The organism is Sphingomonas panaciterrae (assembly GCF_036890205.1).
Taxonomy (GTDB): domain Bacteria; phylum Pseudomonadota; class Alphaproteobacteria; order Sphingomonadales; family Sphingomonadaceae; genus Sphingomonas; species Sphingomonas panaciterrae.
Genome location: NZ_JAKNQR010000007.1, coordinates 68,128 through 86,410, shown reverse-complemented (window position 1 = coordinate 86,410; position 18,283 = coordinate 68,128). Strand labels below are relative to the sequence as shown.

Annotated in this window: 16 protein-coding genes; 9 read left to right on the top strand and 7 right to left on the bottom strand. The window is 67.1% G+C overall.

The features are described from left to right. Positions 1-38 precede the first annotated feature (38 nt). Together L8F96_RS14955 and L8F96_RS14950 are read right to left on the bottom strand one after the other, a co-directional pair. Positions 39-494: a DUF3597 domain-containing protein gene (locus tag L8F96_RS14955; protein WP_334656456.1), complete on the bottom strand. Its 456-nt coding sequence runs from the start codon at positions 492-494 to the stop codon at positions 39-41. Positions 495-584: 90 nt separating this feature from the next. Beyond that, on the bottom strand, positions 585-1,469 hold the full coding sequence (locus L8F96_RS14950; protein WP_334656455.1) for an SDR family NAD(P)-dependent oxidoreductase: 885 nt from the start codon (positions 1,467-1,469) through the stop codon (positions 585-587). Between the two features lie 150 nt (positions 1,470-1,619). Between L8F96_RS14950 and L8F96_RS14945 the strand changes: the two genes are divergently transcribed. Beyond that, a complete protein-coding gene (locus L8F96_RS14945) occupies positions 1,620-1,940 on the top strand; it encodes a UvrB/UvrC motif-containing protein (RefSeq protein ID WP_334656453.1) in 321 nt (106 codons plus the stop codon). Positions 1,941-2,040: 100 nt separating this feature from the next. Further along, positions 2,041-2,523, top strand: a complete 483-nt coding sequence (locus L8F96_RS14940) for a Ros/MucR family transcriptional regulator (protein WP_125946234.1) — start codon at positions 2,041-2,043, stop codon at positions 2,521-2,523. A 54-nt stretch (positions 2,524-2,577) separates the two neighbouring features. Here the strand turns inward: L8F96_RS14940 and L8F96_RS14935 are convergent, their stop codons facing one another. Then, the gene (locus L8F96_RS14935) at positions 2,578-2,904 is read right to left on the bottom strand and encodes a hypothetical protein (protein ID WP_334656452.1); all 327 of its coding nucleotides are present in this window, start codon (positions 2,902-2,904) and stop codon (positions 2,578-2,580) included. A gap of 129 nt (positions 2,905-3,033) precedes the next feature. Then, positions 3,034-4,197, bottom strand: coding sequence for a hypothetical protein (locus L8F96_RS14930; protein WP_334656451.1), 1,164 nt, complete (start codon positions 4,195-4,197; stop codon positions 3,034-3,036). 210 nt (positions 4,198-4,407) lie between these two features. Here L8F96_RS14930 and L8F96_RS14925 point away from each other — a divergent pair, with 210 nt between their 5' ends. Beyond that, entirely contained in the window at positions 4,408-5,058 is a 651-nt protein-coding gene (locus L8F96_RS14925) for a hypothetical protein (protein WP_334656450.1), read from the top strand. Between the two features lie 97 nt (positions 5,059-5,155). On the opposite strand, the gene L8F96_RS14920 is transcribed toward L8F96_RS14925, so the two are convergent. From L8F96_RS14920 to L8F96_RS14910, 3 genes are all read right to left on the bottom strand, one after another. Next, the gene (locus L8F96_RS14920; protein WP_136451899.1) at positions 5,156-5,704 is read right to left on the bottom strand and encodes a GNAT family N-acetyltransferase; all 549 of its coding nucleotides are present in this window, start codon (positions 5,702-5,704) and stop codon (positions 5,156-5,158) included. Positions 5,705-5,826: 122 nt separating this feature from the next. Next, the gene (locus tag L8F96_RS14915; RefSeq protein ID WP_334656449.1) at positions 5,827-7,650 is read right to left on the bottom strand and encodes a DUF885 domain-containing protein; all 1,824 of its coding nucleotides are present in this window, start codon (positions 7,648-7,650) and stop codon (positions 5,827-5,829) included. 58 nt (positions 7,651-7,708) lie between these two features. After that, the gene (locus tag L8F96_RS14910) at positions 7,709-10,426 is read right to left on the bottom strand and encodes a M1 family metallopeptidase (protein ID WP_334656448.1); all 2,718 of its coding nucleotides are present in this window, start codon (positions 10,424-10,426) and stop codon (positions 7,709-7,711) included. Between L8F96_RS14910 and L8F96_RS14905 the strand changes: the two genes are divergently transcribed. The 6 genes from L8F96_RS14905 (at position 10,416) to L8F96_RS14885 (ending at position 18,228) form a co-directional block, all read left to right on the top strand. Beyond that, entirely contained in the window at positions 10,416-10,811 is a 396-nt protein-coding gene (locus L8F96_RS14905) for a hypothetical protein (protein WP_334656447.1), read from the top strand. The two genes, L8F96_RS14910 and L8F96_RS14905, sit on opposite strands and share 11 nt — an antisense overlap. A 181-nt stretch (positions 10,812-10,992) precedes the next feature. Further along, positions 10,993-13,488, top strand: coding sequence for a TonB-dependent receptor (locus L8F96_RS14900; RefSeq protein WP_417158992.1), 2,496 nt, complete (start codon positions 10,993-10,995; stop codon positions 13,486-13,488). Continuing rightward, positions 13,485-14,696 carry a YdcF family protein gene (locus L8F96_RS14895; protein WP_334656446.1) on the top strand — a complete coding sequence of 404 codons (1,212 nt, stop codon included), beginning with the start codon at positions 13,485-13,487 and terminating at the stop codon, positions 14,694-14,696. Before L8F96_RS14900 ends, L8F96_RS14895 begins: the two co-directional genes overlap by 4 nt. 16 nt (positions 14,697-14,712) lie before the next feature. Further along, positions 14,713-15,705 (top strand): phospholipase C/P1 nuclease family protein, encoded by a 993-nt coding sequence (locus L8F96_RS14890; protein WP_334656445.1) that lies wholly within the window; start codon positions 14,713-14,715, stop codon positions 15,703-15,705. A 414-nt stretch (positions 15,706-16,119) separates the two neighbouring features. Continuing rightward, positions 16,120-16,362, top strand: coding sequence for a DUF6894 family protein (locus L8F96_RS18630; protein ID WP_417158991.1), 243 nt, complete (start codon positions 16,120-16,122; stop codon positions 16,360-16,362). A 9-nt stretch (positions 16,363-16,371) separates the two neighbouring features. Continuing rightward, positions 16,372-18,228: a M61 family metallopeptidase gene (locus L8F96_RS14885; protein WP_334656444.1), complete on the top strand. Its 1,857-nt coding sequence runs from the start codon at positions 16,372-16,374 to the stop codon at positions 18,226-18,228. Positions 18,229-18,283 lie beyond the last annotated feature (55 nt).

Here is an 18,283-nt window from a genome sequence, read left to right as displayed (position 1 = left end):
AGGGCGGGGCGCGGGCCCCCGCCCGCCGCCGTTCCGGCTCAGTCCTTGAGGCTGGCGGGCACGATCCCGCCGTTCTTCTCCAGCTCGCGCATCACGGCCTTGTGCAGCCAGATGTTCATTACCGCCGACCCGTCCTTCGCGCCGGTATAGCCAAGCTCGGTCGCCAGTTCCTTGCGGTTGGCGAGGCTGGAATCGATCCCCAGCAGCTTCATCAGGTCGACGATCGAGGTGCGCCAGTTGAGCGCGGGGCCGCCGTGCTTCGCCGCGAGATCGCTCAGCACCTTTTCAACGTCGACCGGGGCGGCGGCAGGCGCGGGGGCGGCAGCGGCCGGCGCACCGCCCGGCGCGGAGGATTGCGGGGAGGTCTGCGGCGCCGGGGCGGCCCGCGGCGCCGGAGCGGCTTGCGGGGCAGGGGCGGGCTTGCCCGAGAACTGGCCACCAAGCGGCCCGCGATCGCCAAAGATCGCCTTCTTGATCGAGCCGAAGATACTCATGACCTCACTCCTGTCGTTTCGCTGCGACTGCAACGCGGCGCACGGAGGATGGTGCCCGCCCCGACCGCCCTGATGACCGCCCCGACCCGCTCAGCCGTCGATGCTCACCACGTCCAGCCGGCGGTCGCGGGGGAGGGTGTTCAGCGCGGGGCTTTGTTTCGATTTGTCGAACCCGGCCATGATCTGGTCGAACCGGTCGCGCACCACGCGCTCATATTCGACGTGGCTGAGGATATAGAGGTCATTGTCGCGGACCCCCTCGACCACGCGCTGGCCGACGATCAGCGGGTCGATGCCGCCCGCCATCCACTCGCGCTGCCGCTCGATGTCCGCCTGGCCGTAATCCTTGTCCCGCTCGCCATAGACCGCATGCTGGCGATTGCGTCGGCCGGCATAGATGTTGGTGCTCACCAGCCCGGGGCACAGCACCGAGACGCCGATGTTGCGGGGGGCAAGCTGCTGGCGCCAGCCCTCGCTCATCGCCACCACGGCGAACTTGCTGGCGCAATAGGGCTCCATCCCCGCCGGGCTGATCAGCCCCGCCATCGAGGCGGTGTTGACGATGTGCCCGCCCTCACCGTGGCTTTCGATCAGCGGCACGAACACCTCGACGCCATAGACCACACCCTTCAAATTGACGTCGATCACCCAGTCCCAGTCGCCCTCCGGCACGCTGCCCAGCGCGCCGCCCGCGCCGACGCCGGCGTTGTTGGCCACGAGGTGGACCTTGCCGAAGCGGGCGATCGTCTCGATCGCGCCCTTGCGCACCGAATCGCGGCTCGTGACGTCGACCTGCACCCATTCGGCGCGGATTTGGCGTGTGCGCAGTTCCTCCACCTTCCGCTGCGCGGCCTCGGCCTCGATGTCGGCGATCATGATGTTCATGCCGTCGCGCCCGAGCGCCTCGGCCATGGCGAAGCCCAGCCCGCTCGCGCCCCCGGTGATGAACGCGGTCTTTCCACGCAGGTCCTTCATGGCATCTCTCCCGATACCCGTCCTTTGCGGACGGTGTTGTCGCGCGTGATGCTAGGTGCTTCGCCGGCCCGGCGCCAGCCAGCGCGTGCGGCGGCGCCGGGGAATGGGGGGAGGGTGCCACCCGAAGGCGCATATGCGCGTTGAGCCGGCATGACCGAGACGATCGAGGATCTTCAACGCCGGATGGAGGAGGCAGCGCACGCGCTCGATTTCGAGGAGGCGCGTCGTCTGCGTGATCGCATCAACCTGATCCGCGGCGGCGCGAGCGGTGACGAGGCCGCGCGGGCCGACACCTCCGGCCTCGCGCGGCAGCAGCCGGGCGCGATGGGCCTCGGCACCAGCCGGCAGCGCCCCGTGCCGCCGCCCGGATGGAAACCGCCGCCCAGGCCCGATCTGATGACCTCCGGCAGCAAGGCGCCGCGCGGATCAGCGCCGAAAATCCCGCCGCTCAGGAACGACAAGAAGAGGTGACGGTATTACCGGCGTGCATATACTTTAAGATATGTTAAACTTGCGCCGGCTATATTAGGGTGTCACTTCTGCTTCTCCCCCTGTGAAAGATTACAACATAATGACGGACAATTCCCCCTATGACGGGACGCTCGACACGATTGACTTTGCGGTTCAGCTGACGACCGCATGGCTGTCGAACCCCAGCACGCGCGCGTCGGAGGATGATGTGCTGGCCTTTCTCCAGAACATGCATCGCGCGGTCGATGATCTTTCGGGGCCAAAGGAAACCGAGGAGCCGTCGGAAGCAACGCTCGACTATATTCCCGCCGTGTCGGTCAGGAAGTCGCTCGCCTCGCCGGACCACATCCTGTCGATGATTGACGGCAAACCCTATCGGACGCTGCGGCGCCATCTTGCTGGCCACGGGTTGACGCCGGAGGAATATCGCGCACGTTACGGGCTGAAGCCAGATTATCCGATGGTCGCGGCCAGCTATTCGGAAGCGCGCCGTGCGATGGCGAAGAAGATCGGGCTCGGCCGCAAGGCGGGCAAGACGGCCGAGGGCGCGACCGCGCCGAAGCCGCGCGCCAAGCGGGGCTGACGCCAAGCGGCGGATCGGGCAGCCCGGGCGCCGTCGCGCCCGGCCTGCCCGGCGTTATCGGACGCAGACCTGCCGCGGGATCATCGTCATGCTGCCATCGCTGGTGATGGGGCGCATTTCGGTGCGCGTCCTGGTGCAGGGGCGACCATATTTGTCGGTGGGGGGTGCATTGCGCTTTGCGCGCAAGGCGGCGCGCGCCTCCGGGCATACCTGGGTGCGGACCCATTGCTCTGCGACTGCCTTGCCCTTTGTCCGCACGCGGAAGCGGTAGCGCGATCCATATTGCTTCTGATCCGCCGCCGGCAGCGTGGCAAAGGACGAGCAGCGCGGCGGCGGCGGAGCCGGTGCGGCGAGGAGCATCAGGGCAAGGGTCGTGATCATCGGCACCTCTTCATGCGGCAACGAAGTCTGCAGCGACGCATGAGTCGCGCGATGGTCGCCGCGCGCCTCGAGGACCGTGTCGCCTGCCGTCTTCCGGTGTTCCCCCGTCGGGTTGCAGGCGGCGACCCGTCACCGCGGCGGCGCGGGTGCCGCGACCGGGGCATCGCCGGGAGGAGGCGCCGGGAGCGCCTCAACGTCGGGCGGCGGGTTCTCGGTGGCGACCGCCGGCGGCGCTTGGACGACGGTTTCCGACGTGGCGGCACCCGCCGTCGGTGCCTCGATGACCGTTTCCGGCGTGGGGGCGCCTGCCGCCGGTGCCTCGATGACCGTCTCCGGCGTGGAAGCACTCGCCGCCGGTGCCTCGATGACCGTTTCCGGCATGACCGCGCCCGCGGCGGGTGCCTCGATGACCGTCTCCGACGTGACAGCACTCGCCGCCGGTGCCTCGATCACGCTTTCCGCCATGGCGGCGCCCCCGGCGGGTGCCTCGATGACGGTCTCTGGCGTTGCGGTGCCGACGGACGGCATGTCGCCGCCGGCCGGCGCGCCTACGCCGACCGCCGCCACCGTAGAGGGTGGCTCCTCCGGTGGCAGCGACGCCTTATAATAATCGCGCCACTTGTCGTAGGCGGCGAAGAACTCGACGAACGGCCGGTCCAGCCGCAGCAGGGATTCACGCGCAAAGGCGGGCAGATCGGCCTCGGCGACCTGACCGACCTTCGCCACCTCCTCGCGGGCCACCGCGCAGAACGCCTGGCGGACCGCCGGCCTGGCGTAGAAATTGTAGATGCGCGTCTGGTTGTCGTCATAGACGCGCTGCCAGTCCCACCAGCCGGGCGCCTGCCATTCGCGGATATAGGCCTTGTAATAGCGATCGATCGCGGCCGCCTGGGTCGTGACCCACGCGCTGTACAGTTCCGCGACCCCGCCGCCCGCCTGGTCGCAGCCGAGCGCCGCGACGTTCAGTGCATTGCGCAAATGCCAGACCGCGGCCTGATCGGTATTGTCCAGGTTGGGCGTGAAATACTTTCCGTCGGTGGTGCGCTTGGGCGGGATCTTCATCCCGATATAGCCGCCCGCCGGCATGACGGGGGGCGGCGGAGTCACCGTGGGGACCACGGCCGGCGGCTGCACGGGCGCGGGCGCCGTCGCACAGCCCGACAGCGCGATCGCCATCCCGCCCAGCAATCCCCAGCCAAGGTTCGCACGTACCGTCATCATCTCGCCCGAATAATCATCAGCAGCGCGCCTATGCCGCGCCGGCTGAACATCACAAATATGACCGACCTTCATTCGTCCCTTCATCCGCGGCGCCCGCTCGTCAACTGCGGTCGCGGCCGACCGAGCCGGCACCCGGGTGGCGGGGCTGGGCAGCGGCGCGGCGGCGCGAAGGTCTGGTCGACGGCGTGGTCATGAACGGTCTCCTGCGCGCCCACAACGCACGAGCCGGAGGAAAGTGGCTGGGCCTGTTGCGTGCCGGCCTGCTTCGGCTGAAAACGCGCCATGGCGGACGGCGAATTGTTCAACTATCACAGGCGGATGATCGCACGGTTGATCCCGCTCGCTGCTCTCATGCTGACCGGCTGCCTGGCAGGGGAGAACGTGCGGCGCGGCAGCGATCTTCGCGAGCCGGACGATGCGAAGCGAACATTCGCCAGCTGTCCGGGCGCGGACGCGCTGGCGACCGCGACGGACGTGTCATGGGCGCCGCAGACCAGCCGCCTCGCCGAGCATCGGGCGCTTCGCACGCGCATGAAGATACCGCTGCCGGAAGGCACCAGTCGCATCCTGTTCTGGTCGTCGGGCACGCACCACACCAGCTTCGACTTCAGCGTCATTGCCGTACGCGACGCGCAGGGCAGGTGGCGGACGAGCGGTATCGGTGAACAGGGGCCGGGGCTTCTGGCGATCGCGCCACGTCCGCCTCTGACGCTTGAGCGCGACCTGTCGGTGGACGAGGGCCGCGCGCTGGACCGCGCCCTCGCGGACCCCTGCCTCTACGCCTCGCCAACATTCCAGCGAAACCCGAGGATCGTGGCGGGGGGTGCCATTCAGACGATGGAGATCGAAACGCCGCAGCGCCGCTGGAGGGGCAGCTGGGCCGGCATCCGCACGCCGCAACAGGCGTCGGTCGTCAACCTAATTACGGAATGACCGACTGATCACGCAATGACCGGGTCGGCGCTGCGATCCAGCCCCCTATCGACCGTTCAATGACGTCCGATTGCGGGGCACAGGCTTTCCGCCGGTGTCACAGCTGCTTCTGCATCCGGATCAGCGGTATCGCGATCCCGTCGACGACTGCCTCCACCTTCTCGACAGGGACATAGCCGGCGGTGGCATAGAGACGCTCGCCGCTCAACGTCGCCATCAACTCGACGCTGGCGAAGCCGTGGCGGGCAGCGGCCCTTTCGCAGCCGTCCAGGATCAGCCGCCCTATTCCCTGCCGCGCGAAATCGGGGTCGGTGTACATCGCCCGGATCTTCGCGGGGTCGCGCGCGGGATCGAGCAGTGCGGGATTGCGCAGGCTGGTGCTGTGATCGCCACCGTACAGCGTCGCCCTGTTGCTCCACCCGCCGCAGCCCGCGATGATCCCGTCACGCACTGCGATCAGATAGGTGCCATCCTCGATCAGCTGGGTGTCCAGCCCCATGATAGCGTGACTGGCGGCGACCTGCTCAGGGGTGAGCAGGCCGGTCTGCAAGGCGTCAATCGCCCGCTTCATCAGCCTTTCGAGCGCCGGCAGGTCGGCGTTGGTTGCCCATCGCGTGTCGAAGGCAGTGTTGGTCGTGCGGGTCATGTCATGCCTTGCAGCTCTCGTCCGCCGCGACCTATCTCATGGCTGCCGCCCGTGTCAGCCACGATTGCCTGAGCCGCGGTCGTTCCGGGTGGACGCCCGGAACGACGCTGACGGCATTCAGGCTAGGCGCGCGACTTGATCCAGTCGTTCACGCGGCGTTCCAGGATCGACAAAGGCTGCGATCCCGACGCGATCAGCAGGTCGTGGAAGCCCTTGATGTCGAACTTCGGCCCCCGCGCGGCCTCCGCCTTGCGGCGCAGCTCGACGATCTTGAGCATGCCGATCTTATAGCCGGTCGCCTGCCCCGGCAGCGTGATGTAGCGGCGCACTTCCGAGCGGGCCTTCTCGATCGGCTGCCGGCCCGTCTTGTGCAGATAGTCGACCGCCTGATCCTCGGTCCAGCCGAGCGCGTGGATGCCGGTGTCCACCACCAGCCGCGCGGCGCGGAACAGCTCGGCATCGAGGCGCATGAAATCGGCCGCAATGTCGGGGAAGGCGTTCATTTCCTTGCACATCGCCTCGGCATACAGGCCCCAGCCTTCGCCGAACGCGACATAGCCGGTGACCGAGCGGAACTTGGGCCCGCCCTTCTGCCGGACCTGGATGTCGCCCTGCATGTTGTGGCCGGGAATCGCCTCGTGACACATCAGCGTGTACATCGCGGCGGGATCTTCCTGGTTGCCGACCATGTGCACATAGGTGCGCGCCGGGCGCGACCCGTCCGGGCTGGGCGCCGAGGCATGTGCCGCGCCGCCCGGTACTTCGCTGAACGACGGCTCGCGCACCACCTCGATGCGATATTCCGGCAGGGTACCGAAATAATTGGGCAGCAGCGTGCGGGTGCGGGCGACGAACGCATTGGCGTTGGCGAGATATTCCGCGCGCGAGGCGTCGGTCCACGGGCGCGAGGGGAAGAGGCGCGCGCGTTCGGCATAATAAGCCTGGCGATCCTTCAACCCGGCCTTGCGCGCCAGCGCGTCCTGCTCCGCCTCGATCCGCGCGACTTCCGACCGGCCGATCGCGTGGATCTGGTCGGCGGTATAATCGGTCGTGGTGTTGAGCTTCAGCTCATCGGCGTAGAAGGCCGCACCACCGGGCAGCGAGACCGCGCCGACGCGGCCGCTGGGCGCGGTAGGCAGCGCGCTTTTCGCCCAGGCGATCACGCGGCCATAGGCGGGCTGCAGCGCGAGGATCGCGGTGCGCGCCTCTTCCAGCAGCGTGTCGGCCTGCGCGCGGTCGAGCTTGCCGGCGGTGACCAGCTTTTCCGTCTTGGCCTTGACGTCCGCCCATAGCGCGACGTCCGGCCCGGAGCCGAAGGGCGCGCCCTGAGTCAGCTTCTCGCTGCCGGCGATGATCGTCTCGATCTGGAAACGCGGCACGCGGATGCCGGCGGCCTCGCTCGCGCGGGTCCGCTCGATCGCGACATCGAGCACGGCGGGCAGGCCGCGCAGCCGGGCGATGTAGTTCCGGAGGTCGGTCACATCGGCGACGGCATGAGTGTTGATCAGGAAATCGGGCAGCTGGCTGTGCGTCGAATAAAGGCGCGAGTAGAGCGGCGGCTTGAACCGCCGGTTGGCGTTGGTCATCGCCGCCCGCTCGGCCTCGAGCAGCCAGATGTCGTAATTGACCTGCGCCTGCGGGGAGAGTTTGGCGCGGTCGAACCCTGCCTTCAGCCGCGCGGCGCTGGCCTGCCGCCACGCGACAAAGGCGTCGGCGGCGGAATCGCTGATGTCGTTCCATCGGTCCCCGCCGTCCTTCAGCCCCAGCCGGGTCGCGGTCTGCGGCTGGAACTTCAGCATCTCGGCGAATTCGGCGTCGAGGAAGGCGGTAAGCCGCGCGTCCTCGGCGTTGGCGGATGTGGCCGCCGGGGTCTGCGCGGCAGCCGGCAGGGCCAGTCCGCTGGTGGCGAGGGAGGCGATCGCAGTGGCGAGGAGGAAGGGCTGCACAATGGCTCCTATCAAGGGTGGCAAGGCTTGGGGTCGGTCAGTCGATCGCTGGCGGCGCTCACTTCTTCGCGGTCAACGCGGCGCCGAGCTCGGCCGACTTGGCATCGCGCAGCGCGCCGCTCTTCGCGGTCAACGCGGCGCCGAGCTCGGCCGATTTGGCATCGCGCAGCGCGCCGCACAGGCGGATCCCCTCCAGCGTGCGCTCGTAATCGAGCACGCCGGCTCCCGCCTCGCGGATCTTGCCGCCCACTGCCGCATCGATGCGCGCCGCACGATCGGCGCCGCATTGCGTGGCGAAGGATTGCGCGAGGCGGCCGGCGAAGATGCCGTTGGCATTGCCCAGCAGCGTATCGATATTCTCGACGATCCAGTCGCCGGTCATCGCGCTGGAGCCGCGTGCCTGCGCCAGCCGCAGCAGCATCGTCGCCCGCTCTAGCGAGCGAAGCCGCGCATCGCCGAAGCCGAGCGCCCAGGTGGCGATTTCCGGCTGGCCGCTGTCGGCGACCGCGCTCAGCGCGGCGCTGCGCACCACCGGGTCCTCGCTGGTGAGGCCAAGATCCATGATCTTCTTGGCCGCGGGGAGGCCGCCCTGCCCGACGATCGCGGCGAAGCCATCGGCAAGATAGGTCGGGTCGAGCGCGGCCTTGTCGCCCGCGATGTAGCGCTGCGCCGCGGCGGACAGCTTCGCCAGCACCGCCTTGTCCTCCGCCTCATGCGCCAGCAGCGAGACGAGGTCGGCGCGCAGCTTCTGCCGGTCGGGATCGTCCTTGACATAGGCGCCCGCCGCCGGATCGAAGCCGAGCGCGGCGAGGCGCGGCGCAAAGGTACGATCGAGATAGGCGCGATACGCCGGCACCGCGGCGGCAGGGATCACGCCGCGGCGGTTCAGCCCGGCAAGCCGCTGCGCCCCGTCGAGCGCGGCGTTGGAATCGGCATTGGCAGCCAGCGCCGCCGTGCCCGCGAGCAAGCGAGGCGCATCCATCCGTCCGGCGCGAAACGCCGCCCACAGGCTGTCGCTGGCGGCGATCGCCTCCGCGCCCGACATCGTGGGGAAGGTCGCGATCAGGCGATCCCAGTCGGCAGGCTCCAGATCGAAGCGGTAGTAGCCGGTGCCGCCGGCATTGGGCTTCAGCGCGGCATTGCCCGCCGGCGCGTCGATCACCGCCGACGGCCCGTCGATCAACGTGCACGTCCGCGTCGCCGCGACGCTGTAGCAGAACGGCACCGTCCAGCGGGTCGGTTGCGGCGCCTGACCGATGAAGGTGTAGCGCGACTGGCTGGCGACCAGGCGGTTGCCGTCGCGCTTCAGCGTGATCAGCGGCACGCCCTGCTGGTCGACGAAGCTCTGCATCGCCGTCACCACGCGCGGGTCCTGCGCCGCATCGGCCAGGCTCTTGAAGAAGTCGGCGGTCGCGGCGTTGCCATAGGCATGGCGCTTCAGGTGCAGGCGCACGCCATCGCGGAACTTCTCGTCGCCAAGATAGCCGGCGATCATCGCGATCACATGGCCGCCCTTGCCATAAGTGATGCTGTCGAAGGCGGAATCGATGTTCGCATTCTCGGTGATCGGCTCATGGATCGGCCGCCCGACGGTGAGCGAATCCGTGTTCATCGCGGAGAAGCCATCCTCCAGCCCGCCGACGCCGATGTTCAGCTCCGGCCGCCATTCGCCACCAATGCGGAAACCCATCCAGTTGGCGAAGCTTTCGTTCAGCCACAGATCGTCCCACCAGACGGGGGAGACGAGATCGCCGAACCATTGGTGGGCCAGCTCATGCGCCACCACCATGCCGAACACCTTCTTCTGCGACACCGGCGCATCGGGCGCGAGCGCGATGATCCCGTCGCCGTAAATGTCGGCGCCGGCATTCTCCATCGCCCCCGGCATGATCGGCGAGCCGATCTGGTCCAGCTTGGGGAAGGGGAAGGGGGTGCCGAAATAGCGCTCCAGCAGCGTCACGATGCGCGGCGTTTCCGCCTGCACATAGGCCGTCTTGTCCTTCAGCGGCTGGGTCAGCGCGATGCCGAGCGGCAGCGGCTCGGCACGCTCCGGCGTCGGCGCGATCGCCTCGACCTGGTGCGCGAACGGTCCGGTGACCAGCGCGACCAGATAGGTGGGCAGCGGGCGGGTGGCGGCGAACTGGTGCTTCTCCAGCCCGCCGACCCGCGTCACGCCTTGCGCGGGCGCATTGGTGATCGCCTTGGAGCCGGGGTCGGTGGTGATCGAGATGGTGAAGGGCGTCTTGAACCCGGGCTCGTCGAAGCCGGGGAAGGCGGCGCGCGCGTCGATCGACTGGAATTGCGTCCAGCTATACCATTGGTCGCCGACCTTGACGCGGTAGAGGCCCGACGCGCTGTCGCCGAAGCTGCCGGTCCAGTCGAACACCAGCGTCACGGCGCCGGCCGGCACCGGCTGCGCGAAGTCGAGCCGCGCAGTGCCGGTCTTGTCGACCTGCGTGAAGGTGGCCGGGATCGTCCGCCCGCCGACGCGCGCCGACCCCTTTACCTTCAGGTCGCGGCCATGAAGGTAGAGCCGGCTGGTCGGCGCCTTCACCATCACGTCGATCTCGCCATGGCCGGAAAAGTCCGGCTTGCTCGGCTGGATCGTGAAATCGAGCCGGTACGCCTTGGGCATGGCGGCGTCCGACAACCGCCCCTTGGGCGCGGCCGGGTCGGCGGCGATCGTGGGAGCAGCGGTGGCCGCCGGAGCTGCGGTCTGCGCGCCGGCGGTGGTGGCCAGCAGGGACAATGTCGTCGCGAGAAGGATGGCGCGCATGAAGGCTCCGAAAACCAGTTCCACGCAACCGGTACGGCGCGCCGCGACGCGCAGCAAGTATCCGTCGCAACGACGCGCAGTTGCGCACGGTGGCGCCGGCGTTTCCGTCAATTTCGGCAAGACGCGCCGCCGGGCGTGGAGGCGTCCGCGCCACGTCGGCCGCTACGCCGCGGATGCCGCCAACACGCTCTTCTCGCCGGCCTATGATATCGTCGACATAGGTGTCTCCTATGATCTCGACCGCTGGCTGCGCGTTCCCGCCCGCGCCTATCTCAACGTCGATAACCTGTTCGACGCGGTTTACGCCTCCACCTTCAACTCCCTGAGCTCGGTGGGAACCGGCGCGCCGCGTTTCGTGCGGGTCGGCGTGCAACTCGGCTTCTGAGAGGGAGGCGCAGCCCGAGCCACAGATTTGGCTTTCCTCGCCGCCTAAATCGCCCGCGCCGCGTAATCATTGTTTCGTTTAACGGATGTGAAACAAAGCCTACATCACGGCGTCATTTTCCCCCCCGACAGGCACGCGCACCGGTCGCGGTAAATCAGACAAGATCCTGACAGGGGAAATAATGCGTAAGGCTCTTTTGATGGGCGGCGCTGTTGCCGCTCTTTGTTCGTTTTCGGCTGGCATTGCACAGGCGCAGGTTGCCGTTGCCAGCACCGCCGCGACCGCGGCTGCCGATGACACCGCGGGGTCGGACATCATCGTTACCGGCACGTCGCGGGCACAACGCCGCTTCGATGCGTCCTACGCCATCAACTCGCTCGACCAGGCAGCGATCGAGAAGATCGCGCCGGTCAATTTCGCCGACCTGATCGGCCAGCTGCCCGGTTTCCAGACCGAGATCACCGGCGGCGAAGTGCAGAACATCTATCGCATCCGTGGCCTGCCGAACGACGGCGGCTTCGTTTCCTTCCAGCAGGACGGCCTGCCGCTGTTCCACGAGAATGACGGCGTCTTCTTCCGCGGCGACGCGATCCTGAAGCAGGATCTGATGACCAAGCGGGTCGAAGTGGTGCGCGGCGGCCCGGCGCCGGTGTTCTCCAGCTATTCGGGCGCGATCATCAACGCGATCACCCGCGAGGGCAGCGCCACCGCCGAGGGCGGGGCGCAGATCACGCTGGGCGATACCGGCCTCTACCGGCTCGACGCCTTCCAGTCGGGACCGCTCGGCAAGGACACTTATTACGCGGTCGGCGGGTTCATCCGCCATCATGACGGCTATCGCGACAACGGCTTCCCCAATGATCGCGGCGGCCAGATCCGCGCCAACATCCGCCACGATCTCAGCAATGGCTTCGTCAAGCTGAGCGCCAATTACGTCAACGACAAGAACGTCTTCTACCTGCCGATCCCGATCGCCGATCCGCGCGACCCCTCGGTCAGCCTTGATCCGTATATCGACTATTTCACTGGCACGATGAACTCGCCGGCGTTCCGCAACGTCACCATCCCCTACCGCAACGGCCAGGGGCAGACGGAAAGCCGCACCACCGACCTGTCGGACGGCCGCCACATGCGGATGTTCAACATCGGCGCGCAATATGAGGGCGATTTCGACGGCTGGCTGCTATCCGCCAAGCTCGGCTACACCGAGGGGAAGAACCGCTTCACCGCTTTCTATTCGACCACCAATCCGGCCGATGCCGGCAGCTTCGCCGCCGACTATCTGGCGCGCGCGACCGCCGCATTCGGGCCGATCGGCTCGTTCGGCTATACGCTGGCGGGCACCAATACCGTCTATGATCCGTCGGCCGCGTCGGGCCTCGTTATGCAGGGCCAGTATCGCGACATCGCGTCCGATTTCTATTCCGCGCAGGGCAATCTGTCGGTGTCGAAGCGGTTCGAAACCGGGCTCGGCAGCCATGATCTGACCGCCGGTCTCTATGGCAGCCTCTATGGCCAGGATCGCTTCTACGCCTATCAGAATTACCTGATCGAAGTGGCGGGCACGCCGCGCACGCTGGATCTGGTGGCCTATGGCCCGACCGGCACGGAGATCGGCCGCGTCACCGACAATGGCGTGCTGAATTATGCCGCAACGCTCAACCAGGGCGATTCCGACGCATCGATGTTTGCCATCTATGCGAACGACACGTGGGAGATCGTTCCGGGGCTGCGGCTCGATGCCGGCATCCGGCACGAGCGCTATGATTATCGCGGCTGGGGCGCGCTCACCGATCAGGTCAACCTCGGCGATGGGACCACGCTGGCCGATGATGCGACGCGCGGGTTCACCGGCGTCATCCTCAACCGCAAGCTGAAGACCGAGGCGACCAACTGGACGGTCGGCGCCAATTACGATTTCAACGGCAACATCGGCGTGTACGCGCGCGCCTCGCACCTCGAAACGCCGCCCAACGTCCAGGCGGCGATGGATGTGAACCCCAACCCGGTCTACATCACCACCGTCGCCGACCAATATGAGGTCGGGCTGAAGCTCGCGAGCGGCCGTTCGTACCTGTACGCAACCGGCTTCTATTCAAACTTCGACCCGCTGAACGCCTCGTTCCTGGCCTATGACCCGACGACGGGCCGCAACGACGTGAACGTGCCCTTCATCGGCGAGGCGAAGATCCTGGGCGTCGAGCTGGACGGTGCGCTTTCGCTCACCCCATGGTTCACGCTCAATGCCTCGCTGACGGTGAGTGACCCCAAGTACAAGAACTTCGCCAGCGCGACAGGCGCCGATCCGGAGCAGGTCGAGGGCAACCAGATCGTCCGCCAGCCCAAGGTGTACGGCAACATCCGCCCGTCGTTCGACTTCACCAGCGGGGAGACGGACATCTCGATCTACGGCCGCTACACCTACATGGGGAAGCGGTTCGTCGACCTCTACAACAACACCGCGCTGCCGGCGTACGGCACGGTCGGTGCGGGCGTGACGATGGTCCGCGGGCAGTGGAAGCTGCAGGTCGTCGGCGACAATCTGTTCAACCAGAAGGGCCTGACCGAAGGCAACACCCGCACCGATGCGCTGGCCGGGCAGGGGAGCACGGAGGCGATCTATGGCCGCCCGATCTTCGGCCGCAACGTCCGCCTCGTCGTGGGGCTCAACTGGTGAGCCGCTGGCGGTTCTCCATGCAGGCGGCGGCGCTCGTCGCCGCCTGCGCGGTGCCGCTGGGCGCGGCGTCGGCCGTGCCCACCGTTGCGGCTGGTGCGCAGGCTGGCGCTGGGCAGGCGCCCGTTGCAGACAAGGCGCTCCAGGCCTTGTCGCAGCGCCTCTTCCCGCTGTTCACCGCGCTTGGCGGTGACGGCACGGCGCTGGCCGCATTGTCGCGCCAGCCCGCGGTGTCATCGCTGATCGCTGCCCGCGCCGAGCGCGTCGCGGCGTGCCGGCAGGAGCCGGGCTGCATCGCGCAGGCGTTGATGTGGCGCGAGGACGAGATCGCCGCGGTCACCGCGGCCTTGCCGGGCGGCTTGCCCGCGTTCGACGACGGGATCGCGGCGCAGGCGACCCGCGAGCTTCAGGGCGTCAACGTGATCCTCGGCACCTATGGCCTTGGCCAGGTGGCGGCCTATCCCGCGATCGACGGCGCCGGCAGCATCAGTCCGCAAGAACGGCGGACGTGGCTGCACGCCGCGCAGTGGATGGCGCAGACGCCGCGCGCGGGCTCGTTGCAGGGCTTCGACACCTCGTTCGACTTCGCGCTGGCGCTGCTTGACGGCAGCACCCGCACCGACGCCGCGGCCTTCCTGCCGCTCGGCAGCGGGCTGAACGAGGCGGCCTTTGCGCGCGCCCGGCAGACCGACTGGCGTGCCTTCCGCTACAGCGCGCTGGTCGTCACCGGCATCGGGCCGGAGCTCGAGGACATGCCGCTCAGCCCCGGCGGCAAATATCATCTGCGGCTCGCAGCGCAGCAGTTCGCGCGCGGCGACGCTGCGTTCATCATCGTCTCCGGTGGCCGCGCACATCCGTTCAATACGCCGTTCGTCGAGGCGGTCGAAATGCGCCAGGCGCTGATCGAGCGCTATGGCATCCCCGCCGACCGGATCGTGATCGAGCCGCACGCGCGGCACACCACCACCAACATGCGCAACGCCGCCCGGCTGCTGATGGCGATGGGCGCGCCGCTGACGCAGGATACGTTGGTCATCTCCAACCCGGTCCAGAGCGCCGTGATCGGCAGCCCCGAATTCGTCGCCCGCAACAGGCGCGAGCTTGGCTATGCGCCCGGCGCCGCCGGTAAGCGGCTCAGCCCGACCGCGATCGAATGGCGCCCCGCGGCCGCCGCGGCGCGGATCGACCCGCGCGACCCGCTCGACCCCTGAACACGGAAAAATCCTCATGCGCCATCTGCTCGCGGCCGCGCTCGGCCTCTTCGCCTTCACGTCCCAGCCCGCCCTCGCCTGGGGCGAGCGTGGACACGCCGTCATCGATACCGCTGCGATCGCGGCGATCCCGGCGGACGGGCCCGTCTTCCTCAAGAAGCACGTTGACTATATCGCCGCCTCCGCGTCGCAGCCCGACGGCTGGCGCGGCAATGCCGAGGGCTTTTCCAAGATCAGCGAGGATCCCAACCACGGCTGGTTCCGCGAACAATTCACCTTCATGAAGACGATCCCGCGCAGCCGCTACGAGTTCGTCCTGGCGCTGTATGACGAGCATCTGCGCATCAAGGCGAGCGATCCGGAACGCGCCGCGCGCACCAACGTCCGCTGGACGGGTACGCTGCCCTATGCCGCGATGGAGGCCTATGACCGGATCGTGGTGTGCATGCGCCACGTTCGTCGGCTCACCGCCGAACGCCGCGACCCCACCTTTGCCGAGCAGAATTGCGCCTTCGACGTGACGCGGCTCGGCCATTATATCGGCGACGCGGCCAATCCGATGCACAATTCGATCCATTCGGATGGCTGGCGCGGCGACAATCCCGATGGCTTCACCACCGCCCGCAGCGTTCATGGCCGGTTCGAAAGCCGGTTCGTCGACGCCATGGCGCTGACGCCCGCCGACATCCGCCCCCGCATCGGTGCGCCGGGGCGGCAGAGCGGCGACCTGTTCGACCATGTCCTGCGCTACGTGAACGAATCCGGCGACAAGGTCCGCGACGTCTACACGCTGGAGAAACGCAGCGGCTTTGCCGACAGCAACGATCGCGAGGTGCGCGCGCTGGTCTATGAACGCACCGCCGCCGGGGCCGCCATGCTGCGCGACATGCTCCAGCGCGCGTGGACCGAAAGCGCCCGCCCGCCCGCGCAGATCACCCCCGCGCCGCTGGACTTCGCAAACCCGGCATTCAACCCCGCGACCGGCTCCGCACCGGCAGGACCAAGGTGATGCGGTGATGCGAGCAACCACCGGGAGGCCGCGACCCGGGGGTTGATCGAGATGGAACGGGTGTACGGAATGCGGCGCATGACGCTTTTTCGCCGCGTGAGCGCAAGGTGCGGTATCGTCCGCACCGTTGCCAGGAGACCAACCAGCGCGCGTGCCGCGCCAGGCGGCAGGTCCCCGCATTGCGGCAGGGGTGATCCCCTCCCATACCCCCCGGGCACGTGACAGACTGCCCGGATCGCTTGGCCAAGCACTGCTGCCGACTGCCCGATATAGACAAAGATCAATATAGAATATCAGCAGGCGTCGTTATCGAGCGCGTTGCATGATTACGCATAGTTACTGGATGCCTGCGGCGATCGTATTAACCGGTGTTGGTCTTCAGGAACCGGGAAAAGCGCCGCGAATTCCTGCAACATGCCCGTTTATACTTTCCATCTATGTTCGGGCGCAACAAGTCGCCCGATCAAGACATCGCGCTCTGAATTTCCCGATCGTCTCTCGGCCCTGGCCGAGGCAAACCGGATCGGGTTCGCCATGGTCCGCTCACGGGTTGGGCGTAAGGCATGTCAGCTGCGCTCCCGGCTTGATGTTCGCGACGAAAGCAACCTGCCGGTGGCGCGCTTGCTGCTGGCCGATCTCCTCCAGCGGATCACGTGAAGGCGCTTCATGACCAAAAACCTTCGGGACCTGGACTTCACGGTCCCGGCGCCCTGCGACATTGCCTATCCCGCTCCCATCCGTTTGTACGTGGATGCGCAAGATGTGTTGCGCGGAATCCTGCAGGTACGCCAGGTCATACCTGTCAGGTCCGGCGGGCCTCTGACGCTTCTGTTTCCAGAGTGGCTGCCGGGATATCATGCGCCGCGAGCATCGATTGCGCTGTTCGCTGGCCTGCGCATCGAGGCGGGTGAGAAGGAGCTGCCTTGGCGGCGGCACCCGGTTCAGGTTCACGCCTTTCAGGTGGAGGTGCCCGCCGAGGCGGAGCAGATCGTGGTGTCTTTTCACTTCCTGACACAAACCGATCCGTCGCAGGGCCGCGTGGTGGTCGGCAAGGAAATCCTGACCATTCAGTGGAACAGCGTGCTTCTGTACCCGGCCGGCTATTACGCGCGCCAGATCGAATTTCATGCCTTTTTGACCGTGCCGGCGGGTTGGCAGCATTCATGTGCAATCGCCGCTGTCGACCGGCAGGATGATACCATCCGTTTCGAGCCCGTAAGCCTCGACGTGCTGGTCGATTCACCGGTATTTGCCGGCCGGTACGCCGCCCGCGTCCCGCTGGATGACCAGGAGAAGGTTCATCTGAGCATCTTTGCCGACAAGGCAGAACTGATCGACATCTCCGAGAAGAAGATCGCGCCCCATCGGGCTGTTGTGGAACAGGCGGGGAAGCTGTTCGGGCCCGCTCCCTTCGACCGTTTCGAGATGCTCCTGGGGCTCAGCAGCGAGCTTGGCCGTATAGGGGTCGAGCATCACCGCTCCTTCGAGGCCGTTACCGTTCCCGACTATTTCACCGATTGGGAAGGGTGCTTCTCTCTGCGCGAGACCGTGCCGCATGAGTTCATCCATGCGTGGAGCGGCAAGTTCCGGCGCGGCGCTGACAGCTGGACGCCCAGTTTCGACACGCCGATCCGGAACAGCCTGATGTGGGTCTATGAGGGGCAGACCCAATATTGGGACCGGGTATTATGCGCGCGTTCCGGGCTGTGGACCGCAGACCAGACGCTGCAGGCGATCGCTGTCACCGCGGCGACGCACCAAGTGCGGGCTGGCAGTAGATGGCGGCCCATCAGCGACACCACGCGAGACCCGATCATCGCCGCCCGCGCGCCGCTGCCCTGGCCAAGCTGGCAGCGAAGCGAAGACTATTATTCCGAAGGATCGCTCGTCTGGCTCGACATCGATACGCGCATCCGCATGCTTTCGGGTGACACGCGCTCGCTCGACGATTTCGCCAGATCCTTCTTTGCGGCGGATCAGCAAGGACCTGCGCAGACGCTGACGTACACCCTGGACGATGTGATCGCCGCCCTGACCGATCTCGCCCCCTTCGACTGGGGCGGGTTCCTGCGAGAGCGGATTGACGGAAAGCACACCGGCGCGCCGCTCGAAGGCATTGAGCGAGCGGGCTATCAGCTGGTCTTCCGGAACGATCCAGGCGAGTTTTGGACCAACACCGAGAAACTAGCTGACAACCTCAACCTGATGTTCTCGCTTGGCCTGACCGTGGACCATGACGGCAAGGTGGAAGAGGTCCTTTGGGAAGGCCCCGCCTTTGAAGCGGCGATCACTGCGGGCACGAAAATCCTGGAAGCGGGTGAGCGGCCCTTCTCGGTGGAGGCGCTGCGGGCGGCGGTTCAGGAGGCAGGGCGATCGAACGGCAGGGTGCGGCTTCGCGTGACGTCGGGGACTTGCGAAAGGGAGGTCGAGGTCCACTACCCCGGGGGCCTGCGATATCCGCACCTCACGCCGCTCGAGGGTGCCAGACCGCGCCTGCTGGAGATCCTTTCCCCGCGCGTCTAGTCCGCAGTCTGCTGCCGAATACATGACCTCGATCAGTCACTTATGATGAAGCAGC

Coding starts and splice junctions, on each gene's coding strand:
- L8F96_RS14955 (WP_334656456.1), bottom strand. CDS start 494: ATGAGTATCTTCGGCTCGATCAAGAAGGCGATCTTTGGCGATCGCGGG.
- L8F96_RS14950 (WP_334656455.1), bottom strand. CDS start 1,469: ATGAAGGACCTGCGTGGAAAGACCGCGTTCATCACCGGGGGCGCGAGC.
- L8F96_RS14945 (WP_334656453.1), top strand. CDS start 1,620: ATGACCGAGACGATCGAGGATCTTCAACGCCGGATGGAGGAGGCAGCG.
- L8F96_RS14940 (WP_125946234.1), top strand. CDS start 2,041: ATGACGGACAATTCCCCCTATGACGGGACGCTCGACACGATTGACTTT.
- L8F96_RS14935 (WP_334656452.1), bottom strand. CDS start 2,904: ATGATCACGACCCTTGCCCTGATGCTCCTCGCCGCACCGGCTCCGCCG.
- L8F96_RS14930 (WP_334656451.1), bottom strand. CDS start 4,197: ATGAAGGTCGGTCATATTTGTGATGTTCAGCCGGCGCGGCATAGGCGC.
- L8F96_RS14925 (WP_334656450.1), top strand. CDS start 4,408: ATGGCGGACGGCGAATTGTTCAACTATCACAGGCGGATGATCGCACGG.
- L8F96_RS14920 (WP_136451899.1), bottom strand. CDS start 5,704: ATGACCCGCACGACCAACACTGCCTTCGACACGCGATGGGCAACCAAC.
- L8F96_RS14905 (WP_334656447.1), top strand. CDS start 10,416: ATGGCGCGCATGAAGGCTCCGAAAACCAGTTCCACGCAACCGGTACGG.
- L8F96_RS14910 (WP_334656448.1), bottom strand. CDS start 10,426: ATGCGCGCCATCCTTCTCGCGACGACATTGTCCCTGCTGGCCACCACC.
- L8F96_RS14900 (WP_417158992.1), top strand. CDS start 10,993: ATGCGTAAGGCTCTTTTGATGGGCGGCGCTGTTGCCGCTCTTTGTTCG.
- L8F96_RS14890 (WP_334656445.1), top strand. CDS start 14,713: ATGCGCCATCTGCTCGCGGCCGCGCTCGGCCTCTTCGCCTTCACGTCC.
- L8F96_RS18630 (WP_417158991.1), top strand. CDS start 16,120: ATGCCCGTTTATACTTTCCATCTATGTTCGGGCGCAACAAGTCGCCCG.
- L8F96_RS14885 (WP_334656444.1), top strand. CDS start 16,372: ATGACCAAAAACCTTCGGGACCTGGACTTCACGGTCCCGGCGCCCTGC.